Origin of the sequence: Arthrobacter sp. RIT-PI-e, assembly GCF_001187915.1 — a bacterium.
Taxonomy (GTDB): Bacteria; Actinomycetota; Actinomycetes; order Actinomycetales; family Micrococcaceae; genus Arthrobacter_D.
The window spans coordinates 74,129-95,656 of the sequence record NZ_LGIU01000033.1 but is presented as its reverse complement, the minus strand read 5'-3'; the positions used below and the strand labels follow the sequence as shown (position 1 = coordinate 95,656).

Annotated in this window: 25 protein-coding genes; 15 read left to right on the top strand and 10 right to left on the bottom strand. The window is 70.4% G+C overall.

Translation table 11 applies throughout. The features are described from left to right. Window positions 1–54: 54 nt before the first annotated feature. Entirely contained in the window at window positions 55–231 is a 177-nt protein-coding gene (locus AC792_RS17185; RefSeq protein WP_160317591.1) for a hypothetical protein, read from the bottom strand. 150 nt (window positions 232–381) lie between these two features. Between AC792_RS17185 and AC792_RS01860 the strand changes: the two genes are divergently transcribed. From AC792_RS01860 to AC792_RS18120, 6 genes are all read left to right on the top strand, one after another. After that, window positions 382–1,371, top strand: a complete 990-nt coding sequence (locus AC792_RS01860; protein WP_049828881.1) for an LLM class flavin-dependent oxidoreductase — start codon at window positions 382–384, stop codon at window positions 1,369–1,371. Window positions 1,372–1,582: 211 nt separating this feature from the next. Next, complete coding sequence (locus AC792_RS01855) at window positions 1,583–1,786, top strand: cold-shock protein (RefSeq protein ID WP_026533290.1); 204 nt, start codon at window positions 1,583–1,585, stop codon at window positions 1,784–1,786. A gap of 204 nt (window positions 1,787–1,990) precedes the next feature. Continuing rightward, complete coding sequence (locus AC792_RS01850; RefSeq protein ID WP_049828880.1) at window positions 1,991–2,188, top strand: CsbD family protein; 198 nt, start codon at window positions 1,991–1,993, stop codon at window positions 2,186–2,188. A 270-nt stretch (window positions 2,189–2,458) separates the two neighbouring features. After that, entirely contained in the window at window positions 2,459–2,917 is a 459-nt protein-coding gene (locus AC792_RS01845) for a DUF3817 domain-containing protein (protein WP_049828879.1), read from the top strand. A 10-nt stretch (window positions 2,918–2,927) separates the two neighbouring features. After that, entirely contained in the window at window positions 2,928–3,284 is a 357-nt protein-coding gene (locus tag AC792_RS01840) for a hypothetical protein (RefSeq protein WP_049828878.1), read from the top strand. Beyond that, window positions 3,253–3,708 (top strand): DUF3253 domain-containing protein, encoded by a 456-nt coding sequence (locus tag AC792_RS18120; RefSeq protein WP_442853589.1) that lies wholly within the window; start codon window positions 3,253–3,255, stop codon window positions 3,706–3,708. The genes AC792_RS01840 and AC792_RS18120 overlap by 32 nt, the downstream gene beginning before the upstream one ends. Here the strand turns inward: AC792_RS18120 and AC792_RS01835 are convergent. The 3 genes from AC792_RS01835 to AC792_RS01825 form a co-directional block, all read right to left on the bottom strand. Next, a complete protein-coding gene (locus AC792_RS01835) occupies window positions 3,671–4,699 on the bottom strand; it encodes an isopenicillin N synthase family dioxygenase (RefSeq protein WP_049828877.1) in 1,029 nt (342 codons plus the stop codon). The genes AC792_RS18120 and AC792_RS01835 overlap by 38 nt on opposite strands. A 44-nt stretch (window positions 4,700–4,743) precedes the next feature. Further along, entirely contained in the window at window positions 4,744–4,974 is a 231-nt protein-coding gene (locus AC792_RS17610; RefSeq protein WP_235436302.1) for a YkvA family protein, read from the bottom strand. A gap of 227 nt (window positions 4,975–5,201) precedes the next feature. After that, window positions 5,202–5,846, bottom strand: coding sequence for a TetR/AcrR family transcriptional regulator (locus tag AC792_RS01825; RefSeq protein ID WP_049828876.1), 645 nt, complete (start codon window positions 5,844–5,846; stop codon window positions 5,202–5,204). Window positions 5,847–5,911: 65 nt separating this feature from the next. Between AC792_RS01825 and AC792_RS01820 the strand changes: the two genes are divergently transcribed. The 3 genes from AC792_RS01820 to AC792_RS01810 all read left to right on the top strand — a co-directional run bounded on the left by AC792_RS01820 (window position 5,912) and on the right by AC792_RS01810 (window position 9,521). Further along, window positions 5,912–6,772 carry an ATP-binding cassette domain-containing protein gene (locus tag AC792_RS01820; RefSeq protein WP_049828875.1) on the top strand — a complete coding sequence of 287 codons (861 nt, stop codon included), beginning with the start codon at window positions 5,912–5,914 and terminating at the stop codon, window positions 6,770–6,772. A gap of 3 nt (window positions 6,773–6,775) precedes the next feature. Further along, window positions 6,776–9,118, top strand: coding sequence for a YhgE/Pip family protein (locus AC792_RS01815; protein WP_049828874.1), 2,343 nt, complete (start codon window positions 6,776–6,778; stop codon window positions 9,116–9,118). Window positions 9,119–9,200: 82 nt separating this feature from the next. Next, window positions 9,201–9,521 (top strand): putative quinol monooxygenase, encoded by a 321-nt coding sequence (locus tag AC792_RS01810; protein ID WP_049828873.1) that lies wholly within the window; start codon window positions 9,201–9,203, stop codon window positions 9,519–9,521. Between the two features lie 51 nt (window positions 9,522–9,572). On the opposite strand, the gene AC792_RS01805 is transcribed toward AC792_RS01810, so the two are convergent. Further along, window positions 9,573–10,133, bottom strand: coding sequence for a GNAT family N-acetyltransferase (locus tag AC792_RS01805; RefSeq protein ID WP_049828872.1), 561 nt, complete (start codon window positions 10,131–10,133; stop codon window positions 9,573–9,575). A gap of 108 nt (window positions 10,134–10,241) precedes the next feature. Then, window positions 10,242–12,044, bottom strand: a complete 1,803-nt coding sequence (locus tag AC792_RS01800) for a bifunctional metallophosphatase/5'-nucleotidase (protein ID WP_049828871.1) — start codon at window positions 12,042–12,044, stop codon at window positions 10,242–10,244. A 159-nt stretch (window positions 12,045–12,203) separates the two neighbouring features. On the opposite strand from AC792_RS01800, the gene AC792_RS01795 reads away from it, so the two are divergent. From AC792_RS01795 to AC792_RS01775, 4 genes are all read left to right on the top strand, one after another. Beyond that, window positions 12,204–13,196, top strand: a complete 993-nt coding sequence (locus tag AC792_RS01795; RefSeq protein ID WP_049828870.1) for an alpha/beta hydrolase — start codon at window positions 12,204–12,206, stop codon at window positions 13,194–13,196. 191 nt (window positions 13,197–13,387) lie between these two features. After that, window positions 13,388–14,092 carry a DUF3060 domain-containing protein gene (locus tag AC792_RS16735; RefSeq protein ID WP_152915972.1) on the top strand — a complete coding sequence of 235 codons (705 nt, stop codon included), beginning with the start codon at window positions 13,388–13,390 and terminating at the stop codon, window positions 14,090–14,092. 263 nt (window positions 14,093–14,355) lie between these two features. After that, a complete protein-coding gene (locus AC792_RS01780) occupies window positions 14,356–15,129 on the top strand; it encodes a CHRD domain-containing protein (RefSeq protein WP_049828867.1) in 774 nt (257 codons plus the stop codon). A 245-nt stretch (window positions 15,130–15,374) separates the two neighbouring features. Then, window positions 15,375–15,746 (top strand): SdpI family protein, encoded by a 372-nt coding sequence (locus AC792_RS01775; protein ID WP_049828866.1) that lies wholly within the window; start codon window positions 15,375–15,377, stop codon window positions 15,744–15,746. Window positions 15,747–15,758: 12 nt separating this feature from the next. Here the strand turns inward: AC792_RS01775 and AC792_RS16730 are convergent, their stop codons facing one another. After that, the gene (locus tag AC792_RS16730; protein ID WP_152915971.1) at window positions 15,759–15,968 is read right to left on the bottom strand and encodes a hypothetical protein; all 210 of its coding nucleotides are present in this window, start codon (window positions 15,966–15,968) and stop codon (window positions 15,759–15,761) included. Window positions 15,969–16,130: 162 nt separating this feature from the next. Between AC792_RS16730 and AC792_RS01770 the strand changes: the two genes are divergently transcribed. After that, window positions 16,131–17,123 (top strand): NAD-dependent epimerase/dehydratase family protein, encoded by a 993-nt coding sequence (locus AC792_RS01770; protein ID WP_049828865.1) that lies wholly within the window; start codon window positions 16,131–16,133, stop codon window positions 17,121–17,123. A 2-nt stretch (window positions 17,124–17,125) separates the two neighbouring features. On the opposite strand, the gene AC792_RS01765 is transcribed toward AC792_RS01770, so the two are convergent. Genes AC792_RS01765 through AC792_RS01755 form a run of 3 tightly spaced genes read right to left on the bottom strand, consistent with a single transcriptional unit; the run spans window position 17,126 to window position 20,393 of the window. Continuing rightward, window positions 17,126–18,034: an alpha/beta fold hydrolase gene (locus AC792_RS01765; protein ID WP_082177263.1), complete on the bottom strand. Its 909-nt coding sequence runs from the start codon at window positions 18,032–18,034 to the stop codon at window positions 17,126–17,128. Continuing rightward, the gene (locus AC792_RS01760; RefSeq protein WP_049828864.1) at window positions 18,031–18,882 is read right to left on the bottom strand and encodes an SDR family NAD(P)-dependent oxidoreductase; all 852 of its coding nucleotides are present in this window, start codon (window positions 18,880–18,882) and stop codon (window positions 18,031–18,033) included. Before AC792_RS01760 ends, AC792_RS01765 begins: the two co-directional genes overlap by 4 nt. Then, entirely contained in the window at window positions 18,879–20,393 is a 1,515-nt protein-coding gene (locus AC792_RS01755) for a flavin-containing monooxygenase (protein ID WP_049828863.1), read from the bottom strand. Before AC792_RS01755 ends, AC792_RS01760 begins: the two co-directional genes overlap by 4 nt. Window positions 20,394–20,462: 69 nt before the next feature. Between AC792_RS01755 and AC792_RS01750 the strand changes: the two genes are divergently transcribed. Then, entirely contained in the window at window positions 20,463–21,524 is a 1,062-nt protein-coding gene (locus tag AC792_RS01750; RefSeq protein WP_049828938.1) for an AraC family transcriptional regulator, read from the top strand. The last annotated feature ends 4 nt before the right edge of the window (window positions 21,525–21,528 follow it).

Sequence of the window (21,528 nt, the reverse complement as noted above, 5' to 3'; positions counted from 1 at the left end):
CACGACGACGGCCACCCGGGCGTCGCTCACCAGGAGCAGACCACCGACCGCCGATCAGCCGTGCCGCACCTGCTCCAGCCGCCGCTGCACGGCCTCGAGCTCGTCGCTGAGCGCCTGGAGCCGCTCGGAGTTCTGCTCCACGCTGAGCGCCCGGACCAGGACGTCCTGGCGCTCGCGGAGCTCGGTCTCGGTGGGTCCTGCTGCGGAGGGGGTCGCATCGCTGTCGGTCATGGACCCAGTCAAGCAGAGCGGGCGCCGCGCACGGGAGATGGTGACGGTGCTGCGGACCTCCCCGCGGAAATAGATGTGCCCGGGCAACCGTTCTGACAGGGGCCCCGCAGCACACCCCGCCGTGACGGCCGGAAATTGAGAGGTGCACCCATGACCATCCCCCTGTCCATCCTGGACCTCGCGCAGGTAGCCGAGGGCTCCACCCCGGCAGAGACCTTCGCCTCCAGCGTCTCGCTGGCCCAGCACGCGGAGACGTGGGGGTACCGGCGCATCTGGTACGCCGAGCACCACAACATGGGGAGCATCGCCTCCTCCGCCACGAGCGTGCTCGTGGCCCACGTGGCGGCGCACACCTCCCGGATCCGCCTCGGCGCCGGCGGCGTGATGCTGCCGAACCACTCACCGCTGACCATCGCCGAGCAGTTCGGCACCCTGGAGAGCCTGCACCCCGGGCGGATCGACCTCGGACTGGGCCGCGCCCCGGGCAGCGACCAGGTGACGGCGCGGGCGCTGCGCCGGGACCCGATGTCCGCCGACAGCTTCCCGCAGGACGTCCTGGAGCTGCAGGGCTATCTCACCGGTAACACCCGCGTGCCCGGGGTCCAGGCCACGCCGGGCAGGGGTACCGACGTCCCGCTGTACATCCTTGGGTCCTCGCTGTTCGGCGCCCGGCTCGCGGCTACACTGGGACTGCCGTTCGCCTTCGCCTCCCACTTCGCGCCGCAGGCGCTGCAGGACGCCGCGGCGATCTACCGCCGCGAGTTCAAGCCCTCCGAGCAGGCGGAGAAGCCCCACCTGATCGCCGGCGTCAACGTGATCGCCGCGGACAGCGCGGAGGATGCGCACCACGAGTTCCACGAGGCCATGCTGCGCCGGGTCACCCTCCTGCTCGGGCGGGGACAGACCTTCACCCGCGAGGAGTCCCAGGCCATCCTCGCCTCACCGGGCGGGCAGCAGCTGGCCGACATGGCACGCTACAGCGCCGTGGGCACCCCGGACGTCGTCCGCGACTACCTGGAGCGCTTCGCCGCGCAGGTCGGGGCGGACGAACTCATCGTCGCCACGCAGGCCGAGAGCACCGAGTCCTGGCTGCATTCCTTCGGGTTGCTGGCCGGTGCGATGCTCCCCGTGAGCGCCTGATCGGGGTCCGATCCAAGTTCGTTGCCCATCCTGCTTGCCATTACCCTCCTCGGGCTGGTTAAGTGGGGGGTGGTTGTAGTGTTGCGCATTTGTATTTCGCGCGGTTTAGCCCTCGCGGGACAAACCCGTCTCTGAAAAAGCGGACAAGCACGCCGCGACTGGGGCGTTCCGAAAGTCGGAACGCGTCTGAATTTCAGAAGGATGAATAAAAATGGCAACAGGTACCGTGAAGTGGTTCAACGCTGAAAAGGGCTTTGGATTCATTGCTCCCGACGACGGAAGCGCAGACGTGTTCGCACACTTCTCCGCCATCAATGCAAGCGGCTACCGCTCGCTTGATGAGAACCAGAAGGTCAGCTTCGACACCGAGCAGGGCCCCAAGGGTCCTCAGGCGTCGAACATCCAGCCCCTCTAGGGTTCGGATCTTCCTCTAGATCTTTTCGAGAGAACAGGTCGGACTTCGGTCCGGCCTGTTTTTCGTTGTCCGGGTGTCCCCGCTCGCCATCGCGCCGATGGAGCTAGGATCGGGGCACCGGACCGTGGCCAAGGCCACGGACCGGTGTGCGCGCGGAAGGACCGCGAGCACGGTACGCGGTAGTCGACGAGGAAGGAGCCCACCATGAGCTTCATGGACAAGGCGAAGAACAAGGCCGAGGAGCTGTCCGGCAAGGCCAAGGAGGCCGTCGGCAACGCGACGGACAACCAGGAACTCAAGGCCGAGGGCCAGGCGGACCAGGGCGCAGCCACCACGCGTCAGGCCGGCGAGAACGTCAAGGACGCCGCCGGGAACGTCAAGGACGCGTTCAAGGGCAAGTAGTCCCGAGGACCGTCCCGCAGGGCCCCGCACCCCTCGGTGCGGGGCCCTGCGGTGTTCGTGGCAGGGTGCTTCCGGGCCGGGTGAGCGCTCGCCGCATCGGCTCCCGTGCGGCTTCTTCCCGTCTCTGGGCACTTCTTCCCGGCGTGTCCCGCCCCGACACGCCCACAGGCGCCGGAACGCGTACGGGAAGCCGCCCGACGTCGTCCGTGCGTTGGGCCGCCCCGCGCGTGTCTGGAAGAATCGGGGGACACCCACGAGCAGGAGCCACCCATGAACCCCCGCACGCTGTTCCGCATCGTCGCTGTCGCGGAAGCGGTGACCTGGGCCTTCCTGCTCCTCGGCATGTTCCTCAAGTACGTCACCCGCACCACCGAGGACCTGGTGCCCCCGGCCGGCGCCGTCCACGGGTTCGTGTTTCTGTGCTTCGTGGTGGTCACGGTGTTCATCTGGATCAACCAGCGGTGGTCGGTGACCACCGGACTCCTGGGCCTGGCTTCCGCCGTGCTGCCGTTCGCCACCGTCCCGTACGAGCGGTGGATCGAGCGGCGCGGCATGCTCTCCGGCACCTGGCGGCTGGCCCCCGGCGCCGAGGCGCCGCGGAACGCCGTCGAGCAGGTCCAGGCCTGGGTGCTCCGGAGCCCGCTCTCGGCGCTGTTCGTCGCCATCATCTCGGTGTCCACGGTGTTCGCCGCACTGCTCCTCGTGGGCCCACCCGATTTCTCGAACTGAAGGACGCCCCGTGTCAGATCTCAGTGGAACCTCCGACGACGAGCGGTTCTTCCTCCACAGCGGACGCCGCTGGCGGAAGACCGACCCGTCCCTGCCCGAGGACGTGAAGGCGCAGCTCATGTCCCACCTCGGGCGCGGGCGCTCCGGGGTGCGCAACAGTGCCAAGGGCGACGACGGCGCAGCGCTCCCGCGCGCACGGCGGACGGTGCAGCTGGCCAAGGAGGGTCTCGGCGAGCGGGGTACGCCCTGGTGGGAGCAGTCCGCGGCCGAACGCACCGCACGGTGGACCACGGCGCTGGAGGAACTCGACGGGATGCAGGCGCTCCGTCGGGGCGGTGCGTCGAGGAAGGGTCCCGCCGGTGCCTGAGCCGGCGACCTTGCCGACGACCGGGAACCTCCGTACCGAGATCCTGAGCATCGCCGAGCGGCGGGGGAGGGACAAGACGTCGTGCCCCTCGGAGGCGGCGCGCAGCATCGGGGCCGACGCGTGGCGGGGGCCCATGCCGGCTGCGCGCCGGATCGCCTTCGGCCCGGCGGACGGGGGCGTGGTCCAGGGGACGCAGCACGGGGGGCCGGGGGAGCGGGGTGCCCGCGGCCCCGTCCGCAGCCGCGGGTGGACCCCCCCGCCGGCGGCCTCAGCAGCCGGCCCCGCTCCGCGCGTGCCGGCTCCCGCCGCGCCGCAGGCCCTCCTGGAGGTCCTGCGGCGCGGTGTCACGGAGGGTGGGCTCTGGGTGAGGTCCCGACGTAGAGGTGCTACCGCCGCACGAGCTCCGGGTGGTGGAGCTCGGTGACGTCCGGGTGCGCCCGGGCCCGTCCCTTGAGCATGTTGGAGCCGTAGGAGGACAGCATGGGGTTCTCGGGATCGTCCGAGATACCGCGTGCCGCGGACCTCAGCTCCTCGGAGAGGGGTACGGGCTCGATCACGGCGTCCAGGCGCGGTGACCAGAAGAACGGGATCGCGTACCGGTCCACGCCGGGCGCCGGTGCGGTGACGCGGTGGATGGTGGCGGCGAGGTAGCCCTCGGTGGCCACCTCGAGCATCTCCCCGAGGTTCACCACGAGTGCCCCCGGGACGGGGGTGACGGGCACCCAGTCGGAGGCTCCGTGGGGGAGCACCTCAAGACCTCCCACCTGGTCCTGCAGCAGCAGCGTCACGAACCCGTAGTCCGCGTGGGCGCCGACACCCTGCGAGCCGGCGTCCTCCACGACGCCGCCCACGTAGTGCACCAGCTTGGCCATCCACGCAGGGGTCCCCTCGAAGGGTTCGGTGAAGTAGTCCTCCGGCAGGTCCAGGGCGACGCCGATCGCGGAGAGCAGCTCCGCGCCCACGCCGGACATCAGCTCGGCCCACACCATGGCCTGCTCCTCGAGCTGCGGGAGCGTCTCCCGCGGCCACAGGTTGGGCCCCTGCAGGAGCCAGTAGGGCTCGTCCGCCGGGTGGTCGGTGCGCGGTGCGCGTTCGGGGGAGAAGTCGATCTGCTCGCGGGAGTCCGGCCGGCCGCGCGTGATCTCCGTACCGAGCCCGGCGTAGCCGCGGAAGTGCGGGGAGAGCCGGTTGTGCAGAGCGAGGCGGTCCTGGAGCGGGAGGTCGAAGAACCGGCGCGTGATGTCGAAGAGGTCATCCACCTGGGTGGGGGCGGCGCCGTAGTTGACGACGTGGAAGAAGCCGACGGTGTGGGCGGCGTTGCGCAGTTCCTCGATGAAGCCGGGGGTGAAGGAGCCATCGACGGAGCGTGCGGTACTGAGGTCAAGGGTGGGAATCGATCCCGGAGGTTGCTGCATCTGCAGGAGACTACGCCCGTGCAAATGAGGTCCATGTCTTTGCATTACGCCGTGTTGCGGCGCCCTTCGTCGGAGCTCCGGCCCCCGATCCCCGCCAGCGCGTACACCACCCGGAGGCCGCCGTCGATCCCGCGCCAGTGGCGCCGCAGTGCATCCTGGCCGGCGCTGCGCACCACTGCGCGCAGCACGACGGCTATCAGCACGACGTCGTCCGCGTATCCGATGACGGGCAGGAAGTCCGGTACGAGATCGATCGGGAGCACGAGGTAGACCACGAGCCCCAGGAGCAGGATGCGTACCCGCCGGCGGAGGGAGCCGTCCGCGGCGAGTCGGCGGACGAGCCGGAGGATGTCCGGCCCGAGGCGCAGGCCGTCCTTCAGCGAGATGACCGTCGGGATGGCGCCGTGCGTACACCGCGAGACCGGCGAGGAAGAGCGCGTAGGTGAGTGCGATCGCGGCGACGACCTGGAGGGCGGGGTGCCAGTCCATGACGATCACAGGTTCACGGAGCCAAGGCCGCGTGCAGCACGGCCGCGATGCTCCCGGCCACCTGGTCCTCGCTGACGGCCTCCGGGTCCGCCGCGCACTCCACGGCCATGCCGTTGACGGTGGCCAGCAGGACGGTCGCGAAGACCGTGTAGTGCTCGGGGTCCGAGGGGGCGCCGAAGGCGCCGGCCCGCTCGGCCAGGGTGGCGGCGAGCAGGGTACGCCGTGTGCGCCGGTCCTCCCGGAACACGTCCCCGACCTCCGGGTCACGGCCGGCCTGGAGTGCGAACTCGACCACGAGCGTGTGCCAGCGCTGCTCGCGGATGACATTGCGGGCCAGGTAGCGGGCCGCGTGCTGGACGGTCTCCTCGAGCGTGGTCAGTTCCTCGACCTGGGCGAGGACGTCCGCGGCGGTGTCGGCCAGGCGCTCGCCCAGCAGGGTGGCGAACAGCTCCTGCTTCGAGCCGAAGTTCGAGTAGACCGCGCCCTTGGTGTACCCGGCGCGCTCGGCGATGGCGTCGAGTCTCGCGGCGACGTAGCCGATCTCCTCGAACACCTCGCGGGCGGCGGCGAGCAGCCCGGCGCGGACGTCCTCGCGTCGCGGACGACGCCGGGGGCTGCCCGCCGTCGTCGTGGTCCTGTCGGGGATGTGCGGTGTCATGAAGCCTCCTGCAGTTACGATACCATTGGTATTGAATACTCGAAGTATTGAAATTGAGGATCGCCATGGACACCCCCTCCCCGCCGCAGCAGGACCCCGCACTCTCCGTGGACGACCTCACCCTCCGCGCGGGGAAGCGGACCATCTTCGAGGACGTCACGTTCGACGTCCCCGGCGGGTCGCTCGCGGTCCTCGCGGGAGCGTCGGGCAGCGGCAAGACCGCGCTGGCGCTCGCCCTGGCGGGACGCCTGGACGTCACGACGGGGCGCGCCACCGTGCTCGGTCAGGACCTCCCACGGCGGGCCGGGAGGGTCCGGCGCCGGGTCGGCTTCACGGGGAACAGCACCGTGGTACCGCTGGACGAGACCCTGACCGTCAAGCACCACGTGGCGGACGCCGTCCGGCTCGCGGGCCCGTGGTGGGATCTCTCCGCGACCTCCGCCCGCGTGGATGCGGCCATCTCGGCCGCCAACGACCTCGGAGCCGCGCTCGAGGGCGTGTTCGGCGCGGACGGGGCAGCGGCCCAGTTCGCACGGGCCCGCCTGCGCCGGACCGAGCTGGCGCGCGATGCCTCTCCCACGGCGCGCTTCGCCCTGGGCCTGGTCCTCGCGCTCCTGGCGGCCCCGGACGTCCTGGTGGTGGGCGACGTGGCCCAGCTCCGCACCGCCGCCGAACGCCGTGCCGCGTGGGCCGCACTGCTCACCGTGGGACGCCTGCGGGACGACGACGGGGCCGACCCCCTGCCCGTCGTCGCCACCTGCCAGGACTGGCAGGAACTGGACGAACTCCTCGATCCGGGCCACCGCCCCGGTGTCCTGCCGCTGCGCCCCGTCCCCGTCCACGCGCTCGACGCCGTGACCCCGACGCACCCGGCGCCCGCGGACGGTGCAACCCCCGACCCTCTCCCAGCCCCCGAAATCAGGTAACCCGTGTTCTCCCTGCTCCGCACGGAACTCTCCCGCTTCCGCATCACCCTGAAGTCCAGGGCCGCCCTGCTGGTCATCGCCATCATCCCCGCGCTCTACGGCGGGCTGTCCCTCGCCGCGACCGGGGACCCCACCGGGCACCTGGACCGGCCCCCGGCCGCCGGCGTCCACGGGGACCCGCCCGCCACCAGCACCGGACCGGACGGCACCGAACGGACCGTCGCGGCGGGCGCGGAGCTGACGGACACCCTGATCGCCTCCGGCGACGCCGGGTTCACCTGGGTGGCGGTGGACGAGGAGGACGCCGTGGCAGGCCTCGCCGACGGCACGTACGCGGCCACCATGACGATCCCCGCCGACTTCTCCGGCACACTCACCTCGATGGGGGGCGAGGATCCGGCACGGGCGATGCTCGACATCACCACCGATGACGCCAACAGCTACATCGTGGGGCAGGTGGGCAACACCGTGGCCGCCACGCTGCAGCGGCAGGCGCGCTCGAGCGCCACGGAGGACACCCTCGACAGCATCTACCTGGGCTTCTCCTCCCTGCACGGCAAGCTCGTGGATGCGGGCAACGGTGCCGGTGAGATCGCCGACGGTGCACAGCGCGCCGACGAGGGCACGGCCTCCCTCGTGGTGGGGCTCGGCGATCTGGTGGCCGGGGCGGACGCCGCGGCCACGGGCAGCGCCCAGGTGGCCGGCGGTGCCCCCGGCCCCACCGCCGGGGCCGGGGACCCCGCCGCAGGCCTGACCCAGCTCGACCCCCCTCCCGCCGCCCTGGTGCCGCAGACCCGGCAACTCGCCGGCGGAGCGGCGGCGGCCGCCACGGGCGGGACCACGGCGGCGGATGCCGCCACCCGGCTGGCCGCCGGCACGCCGACCGGGGCCGACGGCGCCGCACAGCTCGCCCCCCCCGCGGCGCAGCGCCCCACCGGCGCGCGGGCGGCGGCGGACGGCGGCGTGCAGGTGGGCGACGGCGCCGGCGCCCTGTCCAGCGGGGCCGCTACGCTGCAGACCGGGGCCGACCAGGCCGCCACCGGTTCGCGCACCGTGGCCGACGGGCTGGCAGGGCTCAGCGCCGGGTACGCGACACTGACGGCCGCCGAGCGGCTCGCGGCCCGGCGGCGGCCCGCGGCCGCGGCGGGCGCGGCGGCGGCCGGCGGCGGGCTGGTGGCCGCGGGGGCGGGGCCCCTCGCCGCCTCGGCGTCGGAGCTCGCCTCGGGTGCTGCGGCCGCCTCCGCCGGCGTCTCCACCGCCGCCGACGGCGCGGACACCCTGGCAGCGGGGGCGGGAACCCTGGCCGCCGGTGCGGAGGATGCCGCCGCCGGTGCGGGCACCCTCTCGCAGGGCAGCGCCGATCTCGCCGCCGGGCTCGCCGGGGTGCAGGCCGGCACGGCGACGCTCGCACAGAACACGCCCGCCCTCCGGGACGGCATCGTCTCCGCGGAGGACGGCGCGTCCACGCTGGCCACGGGTGCCTCGACGCTCAGTTCCGGTGCCCAGCAGGTGGCCGGGGGAGCGGCGTCCCTCGCGGACGGCTCCGGGCAGGCGTACGACGGCGCCACCTCCCTGGAGAGCGGGCTCGGGACGCTGACCAGCGGTTCGCAGGACCTCGCGCAGCAGCTGCAGGACGGCGCCGGGCAGGTCCCCGACCACGACGACGCGCAGCGCTCCGCGCTCACCGACGTCGGGAGTTCCCCGGTGTCCGTGGAACGCACGCACGCCAACGCGGTGCATGCCTACGGGGAGGGCATGGCGCCCTACTTCATCCCGCTCGCGCTGTGGGTGGGCGGGATCGTCACCTACACGGTGCTCCGCGCCGTCTCCCCGCGGGCGCTCGCCTCCACGGCGGCGTCCTGGCGGGTGTCGCTCGCAGGGTACCTGCAGGGTGCACTGTTCGCCGTGCTGCAGGCCCTGGTGCTGCTCGGGATCCTGGTGGCCGCGGTGGGTCTGCGCACGCCGCACCCGGTGGGGCTCCTCGCCTTCACGGTCCTGGTGGCCCTCGTGTTCACCGCCATCCACCAGGGGCTCGTGGCCTACTTCGGGGGTGTGGGCAGGCTCGTGGCCCTGGTGCTGCTGATGCTGCAGCTCACCTCCGCCGGTGGCACCTACCCGGTGGCCACCTCGCCCGGTTTCTTCCAGTTCCTCAGCCCGCTGCTGCCCATGACGCACGCGGTCACAGGGCTCCGGCACCTCATCGCGGGCGGCGATCTCGGCGTCGTCTGGGTCTCGGCGGCGGAGCTGATGGTGTTCTTCGTCCTTGCCGCGGCGCTCTCCTTGTACGCCTCGCACCGCAACCGCACGTGGTCGATGGAGAGACTGCACCCCAGCCTGTCCATCTGACGCGTGCCTGCACGCGCTCGCCGGAGCTTATAGGTTGGAGGGGTACCCGCAGGAGCACGTCCTACCCGGAAGGCACCATCCCATGATCTTCATCGTCGTCAAGTTCAACGTGAAGCCCGAGTGGAGCGATCGCTGGATCGATCTGACCCGCGACTTCACGGAGGCCACCCGGCAGGAGCCCGGCAACCTGTGGTTCGACTGGTCGCGCAGCGTCGAGGACCCCAACCGCTTCGTGCTCATCGAGGCGTTCCAGGACGACGCCGCCGAGGCGCACGTCAACAGCGACCACTTCTCCAAGGCGATGAACGACATGCCCCAGGCGCTCGTGGAGACCCCGGAGATCATCAGCGAGCGGATCGCCGCCGAGGGCTGGGGCCGTATGGGCGAGCTGACGGTCGAGTAGCGGTCCCATAGCGGCAGGGATGGTGACGGGGATCTGGAGACCGCCGGTGTGTCAGGCGGCGGTCCCCGCTCGTGCGTTCACCGGCAGCGCCTGCTCGAGCGTGTAGTCGTCCTCGAAGCGCGTGCCCAGGTGGAACCGCTTGGTGCCCACGATCCGGAAGCCGCTCTTCGTGTAGAAGCGGAGGGCCCTGGCGTTCTCTTGGTTCACCCCGAGCCAGATGCCCGGCAGCCCCGACTGCGCGGCCAAGTCGAGGGTCGCGGTCATGAGGGTGGCCGCGGAGCCGCGTCCGTGGTGGTCGGGGTGCACGTAGAACTTGCTGAGCTCCACCACGGGGGAGTGCGAGAGGGCGGCGAGCACCTCGGTGTCCGTGGGCTGATCCAGGACCACCATGCTGTACCCCATGATCCTGCCGTCCTCCCGGAGGCACAGGATGGTGCGCCCGGGCGCGGCGATCTGCGCCTCGAACCGTCCGGTGGAGAGCTCGGTCCCGATGTGCTGCCGGATGTCCTCGGGCAGTGAGCCCGGCGGGCAGGCGAGCGGGAAGGTGATGGCCGCGCATTCGGCGAGCGCCGCGGCGTCGTCGATCGTGGCCTCCGAGATGAGAAGAGTCATGGTTCCCACCCTAGATCGAGGAGCCCGGTGGGACGACGAAGGGCGGCGGGGTCCGGACACCTGGTCCGCACACCCACCGCCCTCCGTCGTCCGCGCCGGAGCTACCGGTCAGTCGAAGACGGGCTCACCGTTCCGGGTGAGCTGCCAGTTCTCCACGAAGAAGTCGGCCGGGTCGATCGTGCCCCGGGCCGTCAGGTAGTCGATGAGCAGCTGGCGGATCTCGGTGGTCTGGTTCACCAGCACCGGGGCGGTGGCGATGTGCGGGAAGTTCCCGCCACCGGACTGCCGGTAGTTGTTGGTGGCCACGGCGAAGCGCTGCGCGGGGTCGATCGGCGCGCCGTCGTAGCTCAGGTCCACGATGCGCTCACCCACCGGGCGGCTGATGTCGATGTCGTAGGAGACACCGGACATCATGTCGTAGTTGTAGTCCGGTGTTCCTCCGGCGTTGGTCAGGGTTGCCGGGTCCACCGGAGCACCGGGAGCGGTCTGGGCGAAGTACCGGGCCGAGTACTCGAGGTAGTCCTTGACCTCGGCGCCGGTCAGCTCCACGCCGAAGAGCGTGTTCGGGAAGACGTAGAGGCCGGCCATGTCGCGGATGGTCACGGGACCCTCGGGGATCACCGCCGCCCGGTTGAACGGGGCCACGATCGCGAGGACCGGGAGATCGGCCTGCGGTGTGCCCTGCAGGGCGTTGCGGACCGCCCCCGCCTGCACCTCGTTGACGAAGTCCATGACGGCGGTGTCACGGAAGCGCGAATCGGCGGCGGACATGGTCTCGGTCGCAGTGCCGATGGCCGTGTTCACGTAGTCGATGGTCCGCTGGTGCTGGTCCTTCACCAGAGCGGAGATCTTCGGGTCGGCGGGCACGGTGTTGGCGTTCCGCAGTTCGGAGGAGGCCGAGGTGACGTCCCACTGGCCGCGGACCTTGGTCAGCTCGAAGTCCATCACGGAGAGCCGCTGGCCCCAGTTCTTGGGTTCGGTCAGGAGGACCTGGTCCCCGGTCTGCCGGTTGGTGACGAAGCGCTCCGGGATCTCCTGGTGCTCGTGCCCGGCGAGAATCGCGTCGATGCCCGGGACCTGCTCGGCCAACACCGTGGAGGCGTTCTCGAGCGGCAGGGTGTCACCGTAGGAGGAGGTGCCGGAGGGGCCGGAGTGCGAACTGACGATCACCACGTCGGCGCCCGCCTGTCTCATGCGCGGCACGTACTTCTGCGCCTGCTCCACGATGCCCTCGAAACGGAGTTCGCCCTCCACGTTGTTCTTGTCCCAGATGGCGCTGCCCGGGGTGGTGAGCCCGAGGATGCCCACGCGGATCGGCTTCTGGCCCTTCAGCTTCACGGTCTTGATCACGTAGGGGTCGAAGGCCGGCTTGCCGCTCTTCCACGTCACGGCGTTGGCGCCGAGCATCGGGAAGTCCAGTTGGTCCTCGAAGGCACGCAGCAGGGGGAGCCCGTAGTTGAACTCGTGGTTGCCCACGGTGGTGGAATCGAAGCCGACGGCGTTCATGGCCGCGGCCATCGGGTGGATCTCGCCGGTCTCGGTGATCGGCTCCACGTTGGCGAAGAAATCGGTCAGGGACGTGCCCTGGATGGTGTCGCCGTTGTCGATCAGCAGCGTGGAACCGGGGGTGCGCTCGGCGCGCACCTGGTTCACCAGGGTGGAGATCTTGGCGAGACCGACGTCGTTGCCCGCGGCGTCGTCGTACTCCGCGTTCGTGAAGTAGTCCCAGTTCTCGATGTACCCGTGGAGGTCGCTGGTGCCCATCACGGTGACGGTGACCGGTGCGTCCTTGGGTCCCTTGGCTCCGCCGGGAGCGGCGAAGGCCGCGGGTGCGAGTCCGAGTGCTGCGACGCAGCTGATGGCAACCACCCCGAACGCGCGGCGGTGTCCTCGTGCGAGGTTGTACGGCATGGTGGATCAACTCCTGTAGGGATGCGAGGAAGCCAGAGTATCCGTGATGGGTGACACACTGATGACGGCCGTCTTGCTCGGGATGAACTGTGCGGGGCCGGCCCAGCCGTACACGTCCCGGGCCGTCGGTCCGGTGGATCGACGTCAGGAAGGACCACGATGGCCCCGCACGCAGAGTGCCCGAGCGCCTACACGGAGGACGTCCTCGGACCGGACTACGAGGCCCGGACGCTTCCCCTGCGTCCGGATCAGGAGGGCGACGTCGTGGCCACCCTCGTACGACTCCGGGACTCGGGCACCTCCCGGCGCGCGGTGCTCTACGTGCACGGTTTCGTGGACTACTTCTTCCAGGGGCACCTCGCCGATGCCTGGCAGCAGGCCGGGTTCGACTTCTACGCCCTGGACCTCCGGAAGTACGGACGGTCCCTGCGGGAGCACCAGACCCCCAACTACATCACCTCGCTCGAGGAGTACCACGAGGAACTGGACGAGGCGGCGCGGATCATCCGGGACGAGGAGGGCCACGACGTCCTCGTGGTCATGGGGCACTCGACGGGCGGCCTGATCATCTCCCTGTGGGCACATCACCGGAGGGGTGCCGGGATCGTGGACGCCCTGGTGCTGAACAGTCCGTGGTTCGATCTCAACGCCAACCTGTTCCAGCGCACCCTCGGTACCGCCGCCGTCCACCGGCTGGGTACGCTCCGCCCCCGCGCGGTGGTGAGCAGGCTCGGCACCGCCTACGGGCGGTACCTGCACGGGGAATCGGGTGGGGAGTGGGACTACGACCTCGCCTGGAAACCCCACGCCGGCTTCCCGGTGGTGGCAGGCTGGCTGCGCGCCGTCCGCAGCGGCCATGCGGAACTGAGGCGCGGACTCGCCATCGACTGCCCGGTGCTGGTGGCCTGCTCGGAGGCCACCTCGAACGCCGCGAAGGAGCCCGGGCGGATCTCCTCCACGGACGTGGTGCTCGACGTGGAGCACATCGCCGGGCGGGCACCGAAGCTGGGCGGGCTCGTGACCGTGGCCCGGATCGAGGGCGGCATCCACGACCTCACCCTCTCGCCCGAACCCGCCCGCTCCGCGTTCTTCGACGAGCTGAGCCGCTGGGTCGGGGCCTACGTACCGGCCGGCGTCGACCCCCAGCGGTGATCACCGTCCGTCGGATGCAGGCGGACCACGACGTCGGTATTCGCGCGCTCGCAGCGTTGCGGGTCGCATGGGTGGCGGAGACCACCGGACGATACCCCGCAGGCCGCGATAGCAAGTAGGCTTACTGTCTGGCGACCACGTCAGACGACCGATGGTGAATCGGCGGACAGTTCATCAGCCAGGGAGAAGTCATGAACCCCCAGAAGTACACCCTCACCCGTGTGGGAATCCTCGCCACCGCCGCTCTGCTGCTCGCAGGGTGTTCAGCCGACACGGACACCGGCATCGACGCCGGACCCGCGGTGACGGATGACGCCACCCCCAGTCCTACGGCGGGAGGGGTGACGCCGTCGAGCACCGGGACCCCGACCTCCTCCGGTACGCCCTCGGGATCCGCTTCCTCGAGTGCCTCCTCCTCGGCGAGCGCATCGTCATCCGCCTCCGCGAGCTCGTCCTCCTCGGCTTCCTCGAGCGCGTCGGCGTCGGGCACTGCGTCGGCGTCGGCGGGTGCCTCCGTGTCCCTGGTGGCGGGCGCGGAGTACCAGATCACGAGCACCGGTCAGGTGGTGTCGGTCGAGTGCGACGGCGGTGGGGACGTCCACATCGAGGCCGACGAGGTGGAACTGACCCTCAGTGGGGACTGCGAGGACATCGAGGTGGACGGGGACGAGAACTCGATCACCGGCGAGGACGCCGCGTCGCTCGACATCGAAGGCGACAGCAACTCCGCGACCCTCGAATCTGTGGGCGAGGTGAGGGTCGAGGGGGATGAGAACTCGGCCTCGGTCGAGGACGCCGGCGCCATCAACGTCGAGGGCGACAACAACAGCATCACGTACGTGTCCGGGAACCCGGTCATCGCGAACGAGGGCAACAACTCGATCTCGATCGGCTGACCCGCCGTGGGCGTCCCGCTCCCTCGGGGCGGTACGCCCGCCTCCGGGCGTCCGAAGGTGCCCGTATCTCACGTGGATGTGCAGGTGTAAAGACCCGCCTCAGTCCCTCCTCGGAGTATGACGCGCGTCATACCACGGGAGAGGATGAGGAGAGCGAGGGAGCTGGCAGCAGCAGCTCCCCGGAGGGGTCCGGAAGGGCCCCGGTCGAACCATCACGAGTCCTGTCCGGGCTCGTCCACCCGCACCCGAAGGACACGAATCCCATGAACAAGATGCGCTTCCTGGCAGTCCCAGCCCTCGCCATCGGCGCCGTCGCCCTGGCCGGAACCCCGGCGATGGCCGCGGACGGTACCTGGTCCTCGACGCTCGGCCAGCTCAACGGCACCACGGGTACCGGAACGGTCACCCTCGACGTCGTCGGTGACCAGGCCACGATCGACCTGCAGGTGTCCGGCCTCGCCGAGACCTTCATGGACGCCCCCTACCCGCACGTCCAGCACATCCACGGTGGATCCGCAGGCGTCTGCCCCACCACCGCCAATGACACGAACGGTGACGGGATCATCAGCGTCACCGAGAGCGCCACCAGCTACGGGGACATCGTCTCCACCATCACCACCTCGGGACCCACCACCCCGGCGGAGGCGTTGAACCTCCAGCTGGGCGGACAGGGTGGGACGTACTCCATCCAGCGCACCTTCACCGTCGACGCCGCGACGCAGCAGGCACTCGACAACGGCACCGCGGTGTTCAACGTGCACGGGCTGGACCCGGCCACCACGCCTGCCACGGCCGAGGCGTTCAACGCACCCAGCGACCTCGACCCCGCACTCCCGCTCGGCGCCACCTCGCCGGCCCTGTGCGGCACGCTGGTGAAGACGCAGATGGGTGCGGTCCCGTCAGGCGGAGCCGACACCGGTGTGGCCACTACCTCCGGCTCGAGCTCCATCGGCATGATCGCCCTCGGTGGCGGGCTTGCCCTCGCCGCGGCGGCAGGCGGCGTGTACGCGGTGCGCCGGACGTCCGCGAAGGCGTAGCGCCTACCGGGTAGGAGCCCGGCCCACGTGCTCGTTGCTCAGGATGAGCCCTTCGGAAGCCCTGAAGGTTCTCAGGAAGATTGACACGGCGGTTGTCGGAAGTGTGAGAACGCTCCCGGCAACCGCTTCGTCGTGAGTACGCATTTCTCCGGGTGACAGCACGCCCGTGCGCACGATGTTCAGGAGCAGGAACTCACCGGCACATCGATGCGGAGGTCCGGAAAGCTGTTCGTTACGCTCGACCGATGGGTGAGGAACTGATTTTTCGTCTCGTGACGGCCGTGGTCATGGGAGGCTCCGGTGTGTTGATCCTCCGGATGGCCAGAGCGGCTGCCACCGGCAAACTCGGCCGGAACCAGGTGGCGGGGATTCGAACCCCGTCCACTCTCGTCAGCGACGAGGCGTGGACCGTGGCCCATCAGCGGGCCGAGGGTCCTACCCGGTGGGCGGGATGGTGCGCGATCGCCGGAGGAGCTTCGGCGCTCCTGCCGTTCTCGCTCCCGGTCATGGTGCTGTGCGGCCTGGTCCTGGCCAGCTGCCTGGGAATGCTGGCCTTCGTCCTGTACGGGGCGTCCGTCGGCGGGAAGGCGGCTCGCGCCCTCACCGACGGTACTTGAGGTCCGCACAGCTCACTCGCGGTAGGCGTGACCGATCGTGGTCGCGTCCTGCTTCCGGAACTCCGCCCGCTCCCGCTTGGCGACGAGCACGTCGTTGCGGAGGGAGACCAGGAGCAGCGCGAGCGGGAGGAACATCATCAGGTACCAGGGGCCCCACGAGAAGATCAGGGAAAGGGTGGACAGGATCATCAGAATGCCGAGAGCCGTCCGCCAGAAATTCATCGCCCCACCCTAACGCACCGTCGATTCCGGGTCGGGGTGGCAGGTGCACTTCGCCCCGCAGCGCGGGCATGACGCGGATCGAGGAGTGAGGCGCATCGAGCACCCGTTCCGCCGAGGGTGGAAACCCGTGCTTTCCGGTACACCTACTGGAAGTCTCGTGCCATGAGAATCCTGGTCCTGGGTGGAACCGCATGGCTCGGACACACGATCGCCGCAGCTTCAGTCCGCGGCGGCCATCAGGTGACCTGCCTCGCGCGCGGAACCGGTGTTCCCCCGGGTGTCCGTCTCGTCCGGGCCGACCGCGACCAGGATTCCGCGCTCGCGGAAGTCGCGACGGAGCGCTGGGACGCGGTGATCGACGTCGCCCGGCAGCCCGCCCATGTGCGGCGTGCGGTCCGCGATCTCCGCGATACGGCGGACCGTTATCTCTTCGTGTCGACGGGTAACGTCTATGCGTCCCAGGCGGAGATCGGTGCCGACGAGGACGCGGAGCTGCTCCCGCCCCTGAGCACCGAGGTGATGGAAGCGCCGGAGGATTACGGGCCCGCCAAGGTGGCATGTGAGAACGCGGTCATCGAGGGGTTCGGCCCCGAACGGTCGGTCATCGCCCGCGCAGGTCTGATCGGTGGACCGGGCGATCCTTCCGGACGCACGAGTTACTGGGTGCAGCGGTTCGCGTCCCCCTCGAACGACGCCGGTGCGGTTCTGGTACCGCACGCCCCGCACTTCCCCACCGCACTGATCGACGTGCGTGATCTGGCGGAGTGGCTGCTCCTCCTCGCAGGTGGACATCACGGCGGGATCTTCAACGCCTTCGGTGCCTCCATCCCGTTCCCCGAGCACATCGACATCGCACGGGTTGTCACCGGACATACCGGGCCTGTGGTCGCGGTCCCCGAGCGGTGGCTCCTGGAGCAGGGGGGGCGGCAGTGGTCGGGCGAGCGGTCACTGCCCCTCTGGCTCGTGGACCGGGACTGGTACGGCATGAACGCTCGGTCCACCACCCGTGCGATCGCCGCCGGGCTCCGCCTGCGCCCCCTCCGGGAAACACTCGCCGATACGGCCGCCCAGGATCTCCCAGGGGTGCACGGGCCCCTCGACGCCGGTCTCACGGACGACGAGGAGAGATCACTCCTGGACACGTTCGCAGGCTGAGGTCAGCCTGCGTCGATCTCCTTCAGGAACGCACGCACGAGGGCGTCGAAGTCCTCCTCCCGCTCGATCTGCGGCATGTGACCGCAGCGCTCGAACAGGTGGAACTGCGCATGGGGGAACACGGTGCGCGCATGCTCCAGGTGCGAGGCCGGGAGGACGCGGTCCTCGTCCCCCCACACCACGAGGGTGGGTTTCCGCTGGGCGGCCACGGTCCTGAGCAGGCGTGTACGCCACCGCCGGCGTACACCACGGAAGGTGCCGAGGTGCCGGGCCACGGCGAGCAGGACGTCGTCGTACCCCGGATTCCGGCCCACCTCCTGTGCGTGGTCGAGGCGCTCCTCGGTGACGAACTTCTTGTCGTAGAACAGTGCCCGTTCGGTCCGGTAGGCGGCTTTCCGCGACTTGTCCTTCATGAAGTGGCGACCGAGGGGCCGGACGGCGAGGACGCGCAGGGCCACGGTGACCTCCTGGCCGAAACCCGCGCTGTTGACGAGCACCAGGCTGCGGACCCGCTGGGGTTCCAGGGTGCTGATGGTCATGGCCACGGCGCCACCGAGGGAGTTGCCCACCACGTGCAGCGGGCGGTGCTCGCCGAGGGTGTCGAGGAACGCGATGACGAAGCGGGCCAGGCTTTCCATCGAGTACTTTCCCGGGGTGCGTTCGGACAGGCCGAAGCCGGGGAGATCCACGCTGATCACGCGGTGATCCGGTGCCAGCCGCCCGTACAGGCCCTCCCAGTCCTCGAGACTCCGGCCGATGCCGTGGATGAGGAGCACCGGCTGCCCCGTCCTCTGCCCGGTGTCCCGGTAGCGGGCGCGGATGCCGTCCACCCGCAGGCAGGCGGTGGTGTTGGTCCCGGTAGGCTGCGGAGCATCCGCGGCCCGTTCGGTACCGCTACGGACGTCACTCATCGACGCAGTTTCCCGGCCATCCGGGCGAGGCGTGTGGCACGGCGTTCCAGGGTGCCGAAGGACATCGGGACCAACCGGGTGACGATGTCGGGGATCACGGCACTCATGCCGATCAGCAGGCGGGGCCTGCGCGCCTTGACGGCCTCGAGCATCATCTCCGCCGCGCGGTCCGCGGGGAAGGTGAGGAGCTTGTTGAAGTCCTCCTTGGCCTTCGTCACGTCGGCGCCGCTGAGGTTCCCGCCGATTCGGGCGTTGGACGCGATGTTGGTACGGATGCCGCCCGGGTGCACGGTGGTGGTGGCGATCCCGCGGGGGCGGAGCTCGGCGCGGAGTGCCTCGGTGAACCCGCGGAGCGCGAACTTGCTGGAGGAGTACGCCGTCTGCCCGGCCGGACCCACCAGGCCGAACACGCTGGAGACGTTGACGATGTGCCCGCCCGGCGCGATCCTCGGCAGCAGGTGATGGGTGAGCATCACGGGTGCGAAGAAGTTGATCGCCATCACCCAGTCGAAGTCGGCCATGTCGATCTGGTCGAAGCGCCCGCCGAGCGCCACCCCGGCGTTGTTGATCAGCAGGTCGATGCGGTCCGTGGTCCCCAGCAGATCGGCGGCGAGCTTCTCGACGGCGTCCCGCTCCGAGAGGTCGGCCACGAACGTGGTGACGCGGCTGTCCGGACGGGTGGCGCGGATGGAGGCGGCGACGGCGTCGAGGCGCTCGGCGTCCCGGTCCACGATCAGCAGGTGGCTCCCTCGTTCCGCGAGTCCCCGGGCCAGGTGCTCGCCCATGCCACCGGCGGCTCCCGTGACGACGGCGGTGGCGCCTGCGAACTGGAAGGGCTGGATGCTCATGCGTGGATCTCCTCGAGGTCGGGGGCGGGGATGCTCGTGGGTGGCGGCGGGGCGTCGAAGACCATGTTCCTCGCGAGGTTGCCGTGCAGGGCGCTCGGTGCGTCCAGCAGGTAGTTCTGCCGCATGGTCCACGGCTGCCGGTCCCCCTGCTTCGGGAAGGCCGAGACGGCCCGCTGCACGTAGCCGGAGGTCAGGTCGAGGATGGGGCGGGACCTCATGCCCTCCTCCACCGTCGGGGCGCCGTAGCGGTGCCCGTGCCGGTCCAGGTATTTCACGAACCGGCACACGTAGCGGGAGCTGAGGTCCGCCCGCAGGGTCCACGAGGCGTTGGTGTACCCGACGCAGAGCGCCAGATTGGGTACACCGCTGACCATCAGCCCCCGGTACACCCAGGAGTCACCGAGCTGCACGGGGCGTCCGTCCACGCTGAAGGTGGCGCCTCCCAGGGGCAGCATGGAGAGCCCGGTGGCCGTGACGACGACGTCGGCCTCGACCTCCTTGCCGGAGGCTAGCCGGACACCGTGCGGGGTGAACGTCTCGATGGTGTCCGTGACCACGGAGGCGGAACCGGACTTCAGTGCCTTGAAGAAATCGGCGCTGGGGGCCACGCAGAGGCGCTGGTCCCACGGGTTGTAGGCGGGTACGAAGTTCTCCTGCACGCTCTGCTCGTCGCCGAGGATCCGCGTGGTCTGCTCGCGGATGAACTTCTTGGCGAACTCCGGGCGCCGGCGGCACAACTGGTAGAAGGCCTGGGTGAACAGGATGTTCTTGGCGCGGGCCACGTGGTGGGCAGGGCCCGCGGGGAGCCGCCTGCGGGCGGCGTCGGAGAACTTGTCGCGGCTCGGGACGGCCGTGATGTAGGTGGGGGAGCGCTGCAGCATGGTGACGTGGGCGGCGTCCTTCGCCATGTTCGGCAGCAGCGTGACGGCGGTGGCGCCGCTGCCCACGATCACCACGCGCTTGCCCGTGTAGTCCAGGTCCTCGGGCCAGAACTGCGGGCGGACCACCTGCCCCTCGAAGTTCCCGATCCCGGCCAGGGCGGGCTCGTGGCCGTGCTCGTAGTTGTAGTAGCCGCTGCAGAGGTACAGGAAACCACAGGTGAGGGAGCGGCGCTCCGTCCCGCCGTCGTCGTCCGTGACCTCCAGGTCGAGCGTCCACCGGGCGTCCGCGGAGGACCACGCGGCGGCGATGAGCTTGGTGGAGAACCGGATGCGTTCGCGGATGCGGGGGTCCTCGGCGGTCTCGCGGATGTAGCGGAGGATCGAGGAGCCGTCCGCGATGGCCTTGGCCTCGGTCCAGGGACGGAACGGGTAGCCGAGGGTGAACATGTCGCTGTCGGAGCGGACGCCGGGGTAGCGGAAGAGGTCCCAGGTGCCGCCGATCGCGGTCCGGGCCTCGAGGACGGCGAAGCTCTTGTCCTTCAGTTCGGTGGAGACCCGGTACGCGGCGCCGATGCCGGAGAGCCCGGCGCCCACGATGACGACGTCGAGGTGTTCTGGGGAGGAGGTCATACCTCCATTCTTCCCCGCAACCAAGAACCACGCTTGACTTCGCACGACAACTATTTACCCTTGGACGACATGAGCTCGATCATCCGCTCCGCCGGTCTGCGTGGCTTCCGCGCGGTGGTGGAGCAGTACGACGGCGACGCCGAGGCACTCGCGGCCCGGCACCACGTGCCGCCCGAGGCCCTGGACGGCGACGACGTCCTCGTCTCCGACGTCGCCGTGGCGAGGCTCCTCGAAGGGGCGGCGCGGGAACTGCCCTGCCCGGACCTCGGCCTGCGGATGTCGGAGCACCAGGACATCGGGATCCTCGGCCCGCTCGCCGTCGCCGTGCAGAACTCCCCGACGGTGGGGGCGGCCCTGGAGTGTGCGTCCCAGTTCCTCTTCCTGCACAGCCCCGTGCTCCGGGTGGCGGTGGTCGCGGACCCGGAGGGGCGGCCCGGGGAGGTGGGGATCCGGTACGGCTCCGCCACCGGCCCGCCACCGCGGCAGGCCACCGACGCCATCCTCGCGTTCTCGCACCGGATGATGCGCTTCCTCGTGGGTGGACCCTACGGACTCCACTCGGTGCACCTGTCCCACACCCCGAAGGCGCCGGCCGCGCGCTATACCGAGGTCTTCGGGGCGGAGGTGCGCTTCGACCAGCCGGCCTCGCTGCTGCGCGTGCCCAGGAGTCTGCTGGACCGCCCGCTCGCCGAGGTGGACGACACCCTCCGCGAACTCGCCCTCGGGTACCTGCGGACCCACTTCCCCGAGCCCGGGCGGGTGGTGGCGCCGCAGGTACGCGCCGCCGTCGAGCGCGTCCTCGGGACCTCACCCGTGCGCATCGACACGGTGGCGGGACTGCTCGGTGTCCATCCGCGCACGCTGCAGCGCCGGCTCGCCACGGAGGGGGCGTCCTTCGAGGCGCTGCTCGACGACGTCCGCCGCGAGACGGCCCTGAGGCTCCTGCGGCACTCGGATCTGCCGCTGCAGCAGGTGGCCGGGCTGGTGGGGCTCTCCGAGCAGTCGGCCCTCACGCGCTGCGTGCGCCGCTGGTGCGGGGCCACGCCGCGTGACGTTCGGGCACGTACGCAGGGGCACACGGGGGCCGGGCGGTCCGAAGTCAACGCAGTACCGGAATCCGCGGATCGTTGAAGGG

What these genes read in the sequence shown, in the direction of transcription:
- AC792_RS01800 (WP_049828871.1), bottom strand. Translation starts at nt 12,044, where the DNA reads ATGCCGTACAACCTCGCACGAGGACACCGCCGCGCGTTCGGGGTGGTT.
- AC792_RS01805 (WP_049828872.1), bottom strand. Translation starts at nt 10,133, where the DNA reads ATGACTCTTCTCATCTCGGAGGCCACGATCGACGACGCCGCGGCGCTC.
- AC792_RS01810 (WP_049828873.1), top strand. Translation starts at nt 9,201, where the DNA reads ATGATCTTCATCGTCGTCAAGTTCAACGTGAAGCCCGAGTGGAGCGAT.
- AC792_RS01780 (WP_049828867.1), top strand. Translation starts at nt 14,356, where the DNA reads ATGAACAAGATGCGCTTCCTGGCAGTCCCAGCCCTCGCCATCGGCGCC.
- AC792_RS16730 (WP_152915971.1), bottom strand. Translation starts at nt 15,968, where the DNA reads ATGAATTTCTGGCGGACGGCTCTCGGCATTCTGATGATCCTGTCCACC.
- AC792_RS01765 (WP_082177263.1), bottom strand. Translation starts at nt 18,034, where the DNA reads ATGAGTGACGTCCGTAGCGGTACCGAACGGGCCGCGGATGCTCCGCAG.
- AC792_RS01850 (WP_049828880.1), top strand. Translation starts at nt 1,991, where the DNA reads ATGAGCTTCATGGACAAGGCGAAGAACAAGGCCGAGGAGCTGTCCGGC.
- AC792_RS16735 (WP_152915972.1), top strand. Translation starts at nt 13,388, where the DNA reads ATGAACCCCCAGAAGTACACCCTCACCCGTGTGGGAATCCTCGCCACC.
- AC792_RS17185 (WP_160317591.1), bottom strand. Translation starts at nt 231, where the DNA reads ATGACCGACAGCGATGCGACCCCCTCCGCAGCAGGACCCACCGAGACC.
- AC792_RS01835 (WP_049828877.1), bottom strand. Translation starts at nt 4,699, where the DNA reads ATGCAGCAACCTCCGGGATCGATTCCCACCCTTGACCTCAGTACCGCA.
- AC792_RS01820 (WP_049828875.1), top strand. Translation starts at nt 5,912, where the DNA reads ATGGACACCCCCTCCCCGCCGCAGCAGGACCCCGCACTCTCCGTGGAC.
- AC792_RS01855 (WP_026533290.1), top strand. Translation starts at nt 1,583, where the DNA reads ATGGCAACAGGTACCGTGAAGTGGTTCAACGCTGAAAAGGGCTTTGGA.
- AC792_RS01775 (WP_049828866.1), top strand. Translation starts at nt 15,375, where the DNA reads ATGGGTGAGGAACTGATTTTTCGTCTCGTGACGGCCGTGGTCATGGGA.
- AC792_RS01860 (WP_049828881.1), top strand. Translation starts at nt 382, where the DNA reads ATGACCATCCCCCTGTCCATCCTGGACCTCGCGCAGGTAGCCGAGGGC.
- AC792_RS01795 (WP_049828870.1), top strand. Translation starts at nt 12,204, where the DNA reads ATGGCCCCGCACGCAGAGTGCCCGAGCGCCTACACGGAGGACGTCCTC.
- AC792_RS01770 (WP_049828865.1), top strand. Translation starts at nt 16,131, where the DNA reads ATGAGAATCCTGGTCCTGGGTGGAACCGCATGGCTCGGACACACGATC.
- AC792_RS01825 (WP_049828876.1), bottom strand. Translation starts at nt 5,846, where the DNA reads ATGACACCGCACATCCCCGACAGGACCACGACGACGGCGGGCAGCCCC.
- AC792_RS01760 (WP_049828864.1), bottom strand. Translation starts at nt 18,882, where the DNA reads ATGAGCATCCAGCCCTTCCAGTTCGCAGGCGCCACCGCCGTCGTCACG.
- AC792_RS01755 (WP_049828863.1), bottom strand. Translation starts at nt 20,393, where the DNA reads ATGACCTCCTCCCCAGAACACCTCGACGTCGTCATCGTGGGCGCCGGG.
- AC792_RS01845 (WP_049828879.1), top strand. Translation starts at nt 2,459, where the DNA reads ATGAACCCCCGCACGCTGTTCCGCATCGTCGCTGTCGCGGAAGCGGTG.
- AC792_RS01750 (WP_049828938.1), top strand. Translation starts at nt 20,463, where the DNA reads ATGAGCTCGATCATCCGCTCCGCCGGTCTGCGTGGCTTCCGCGCGGTG.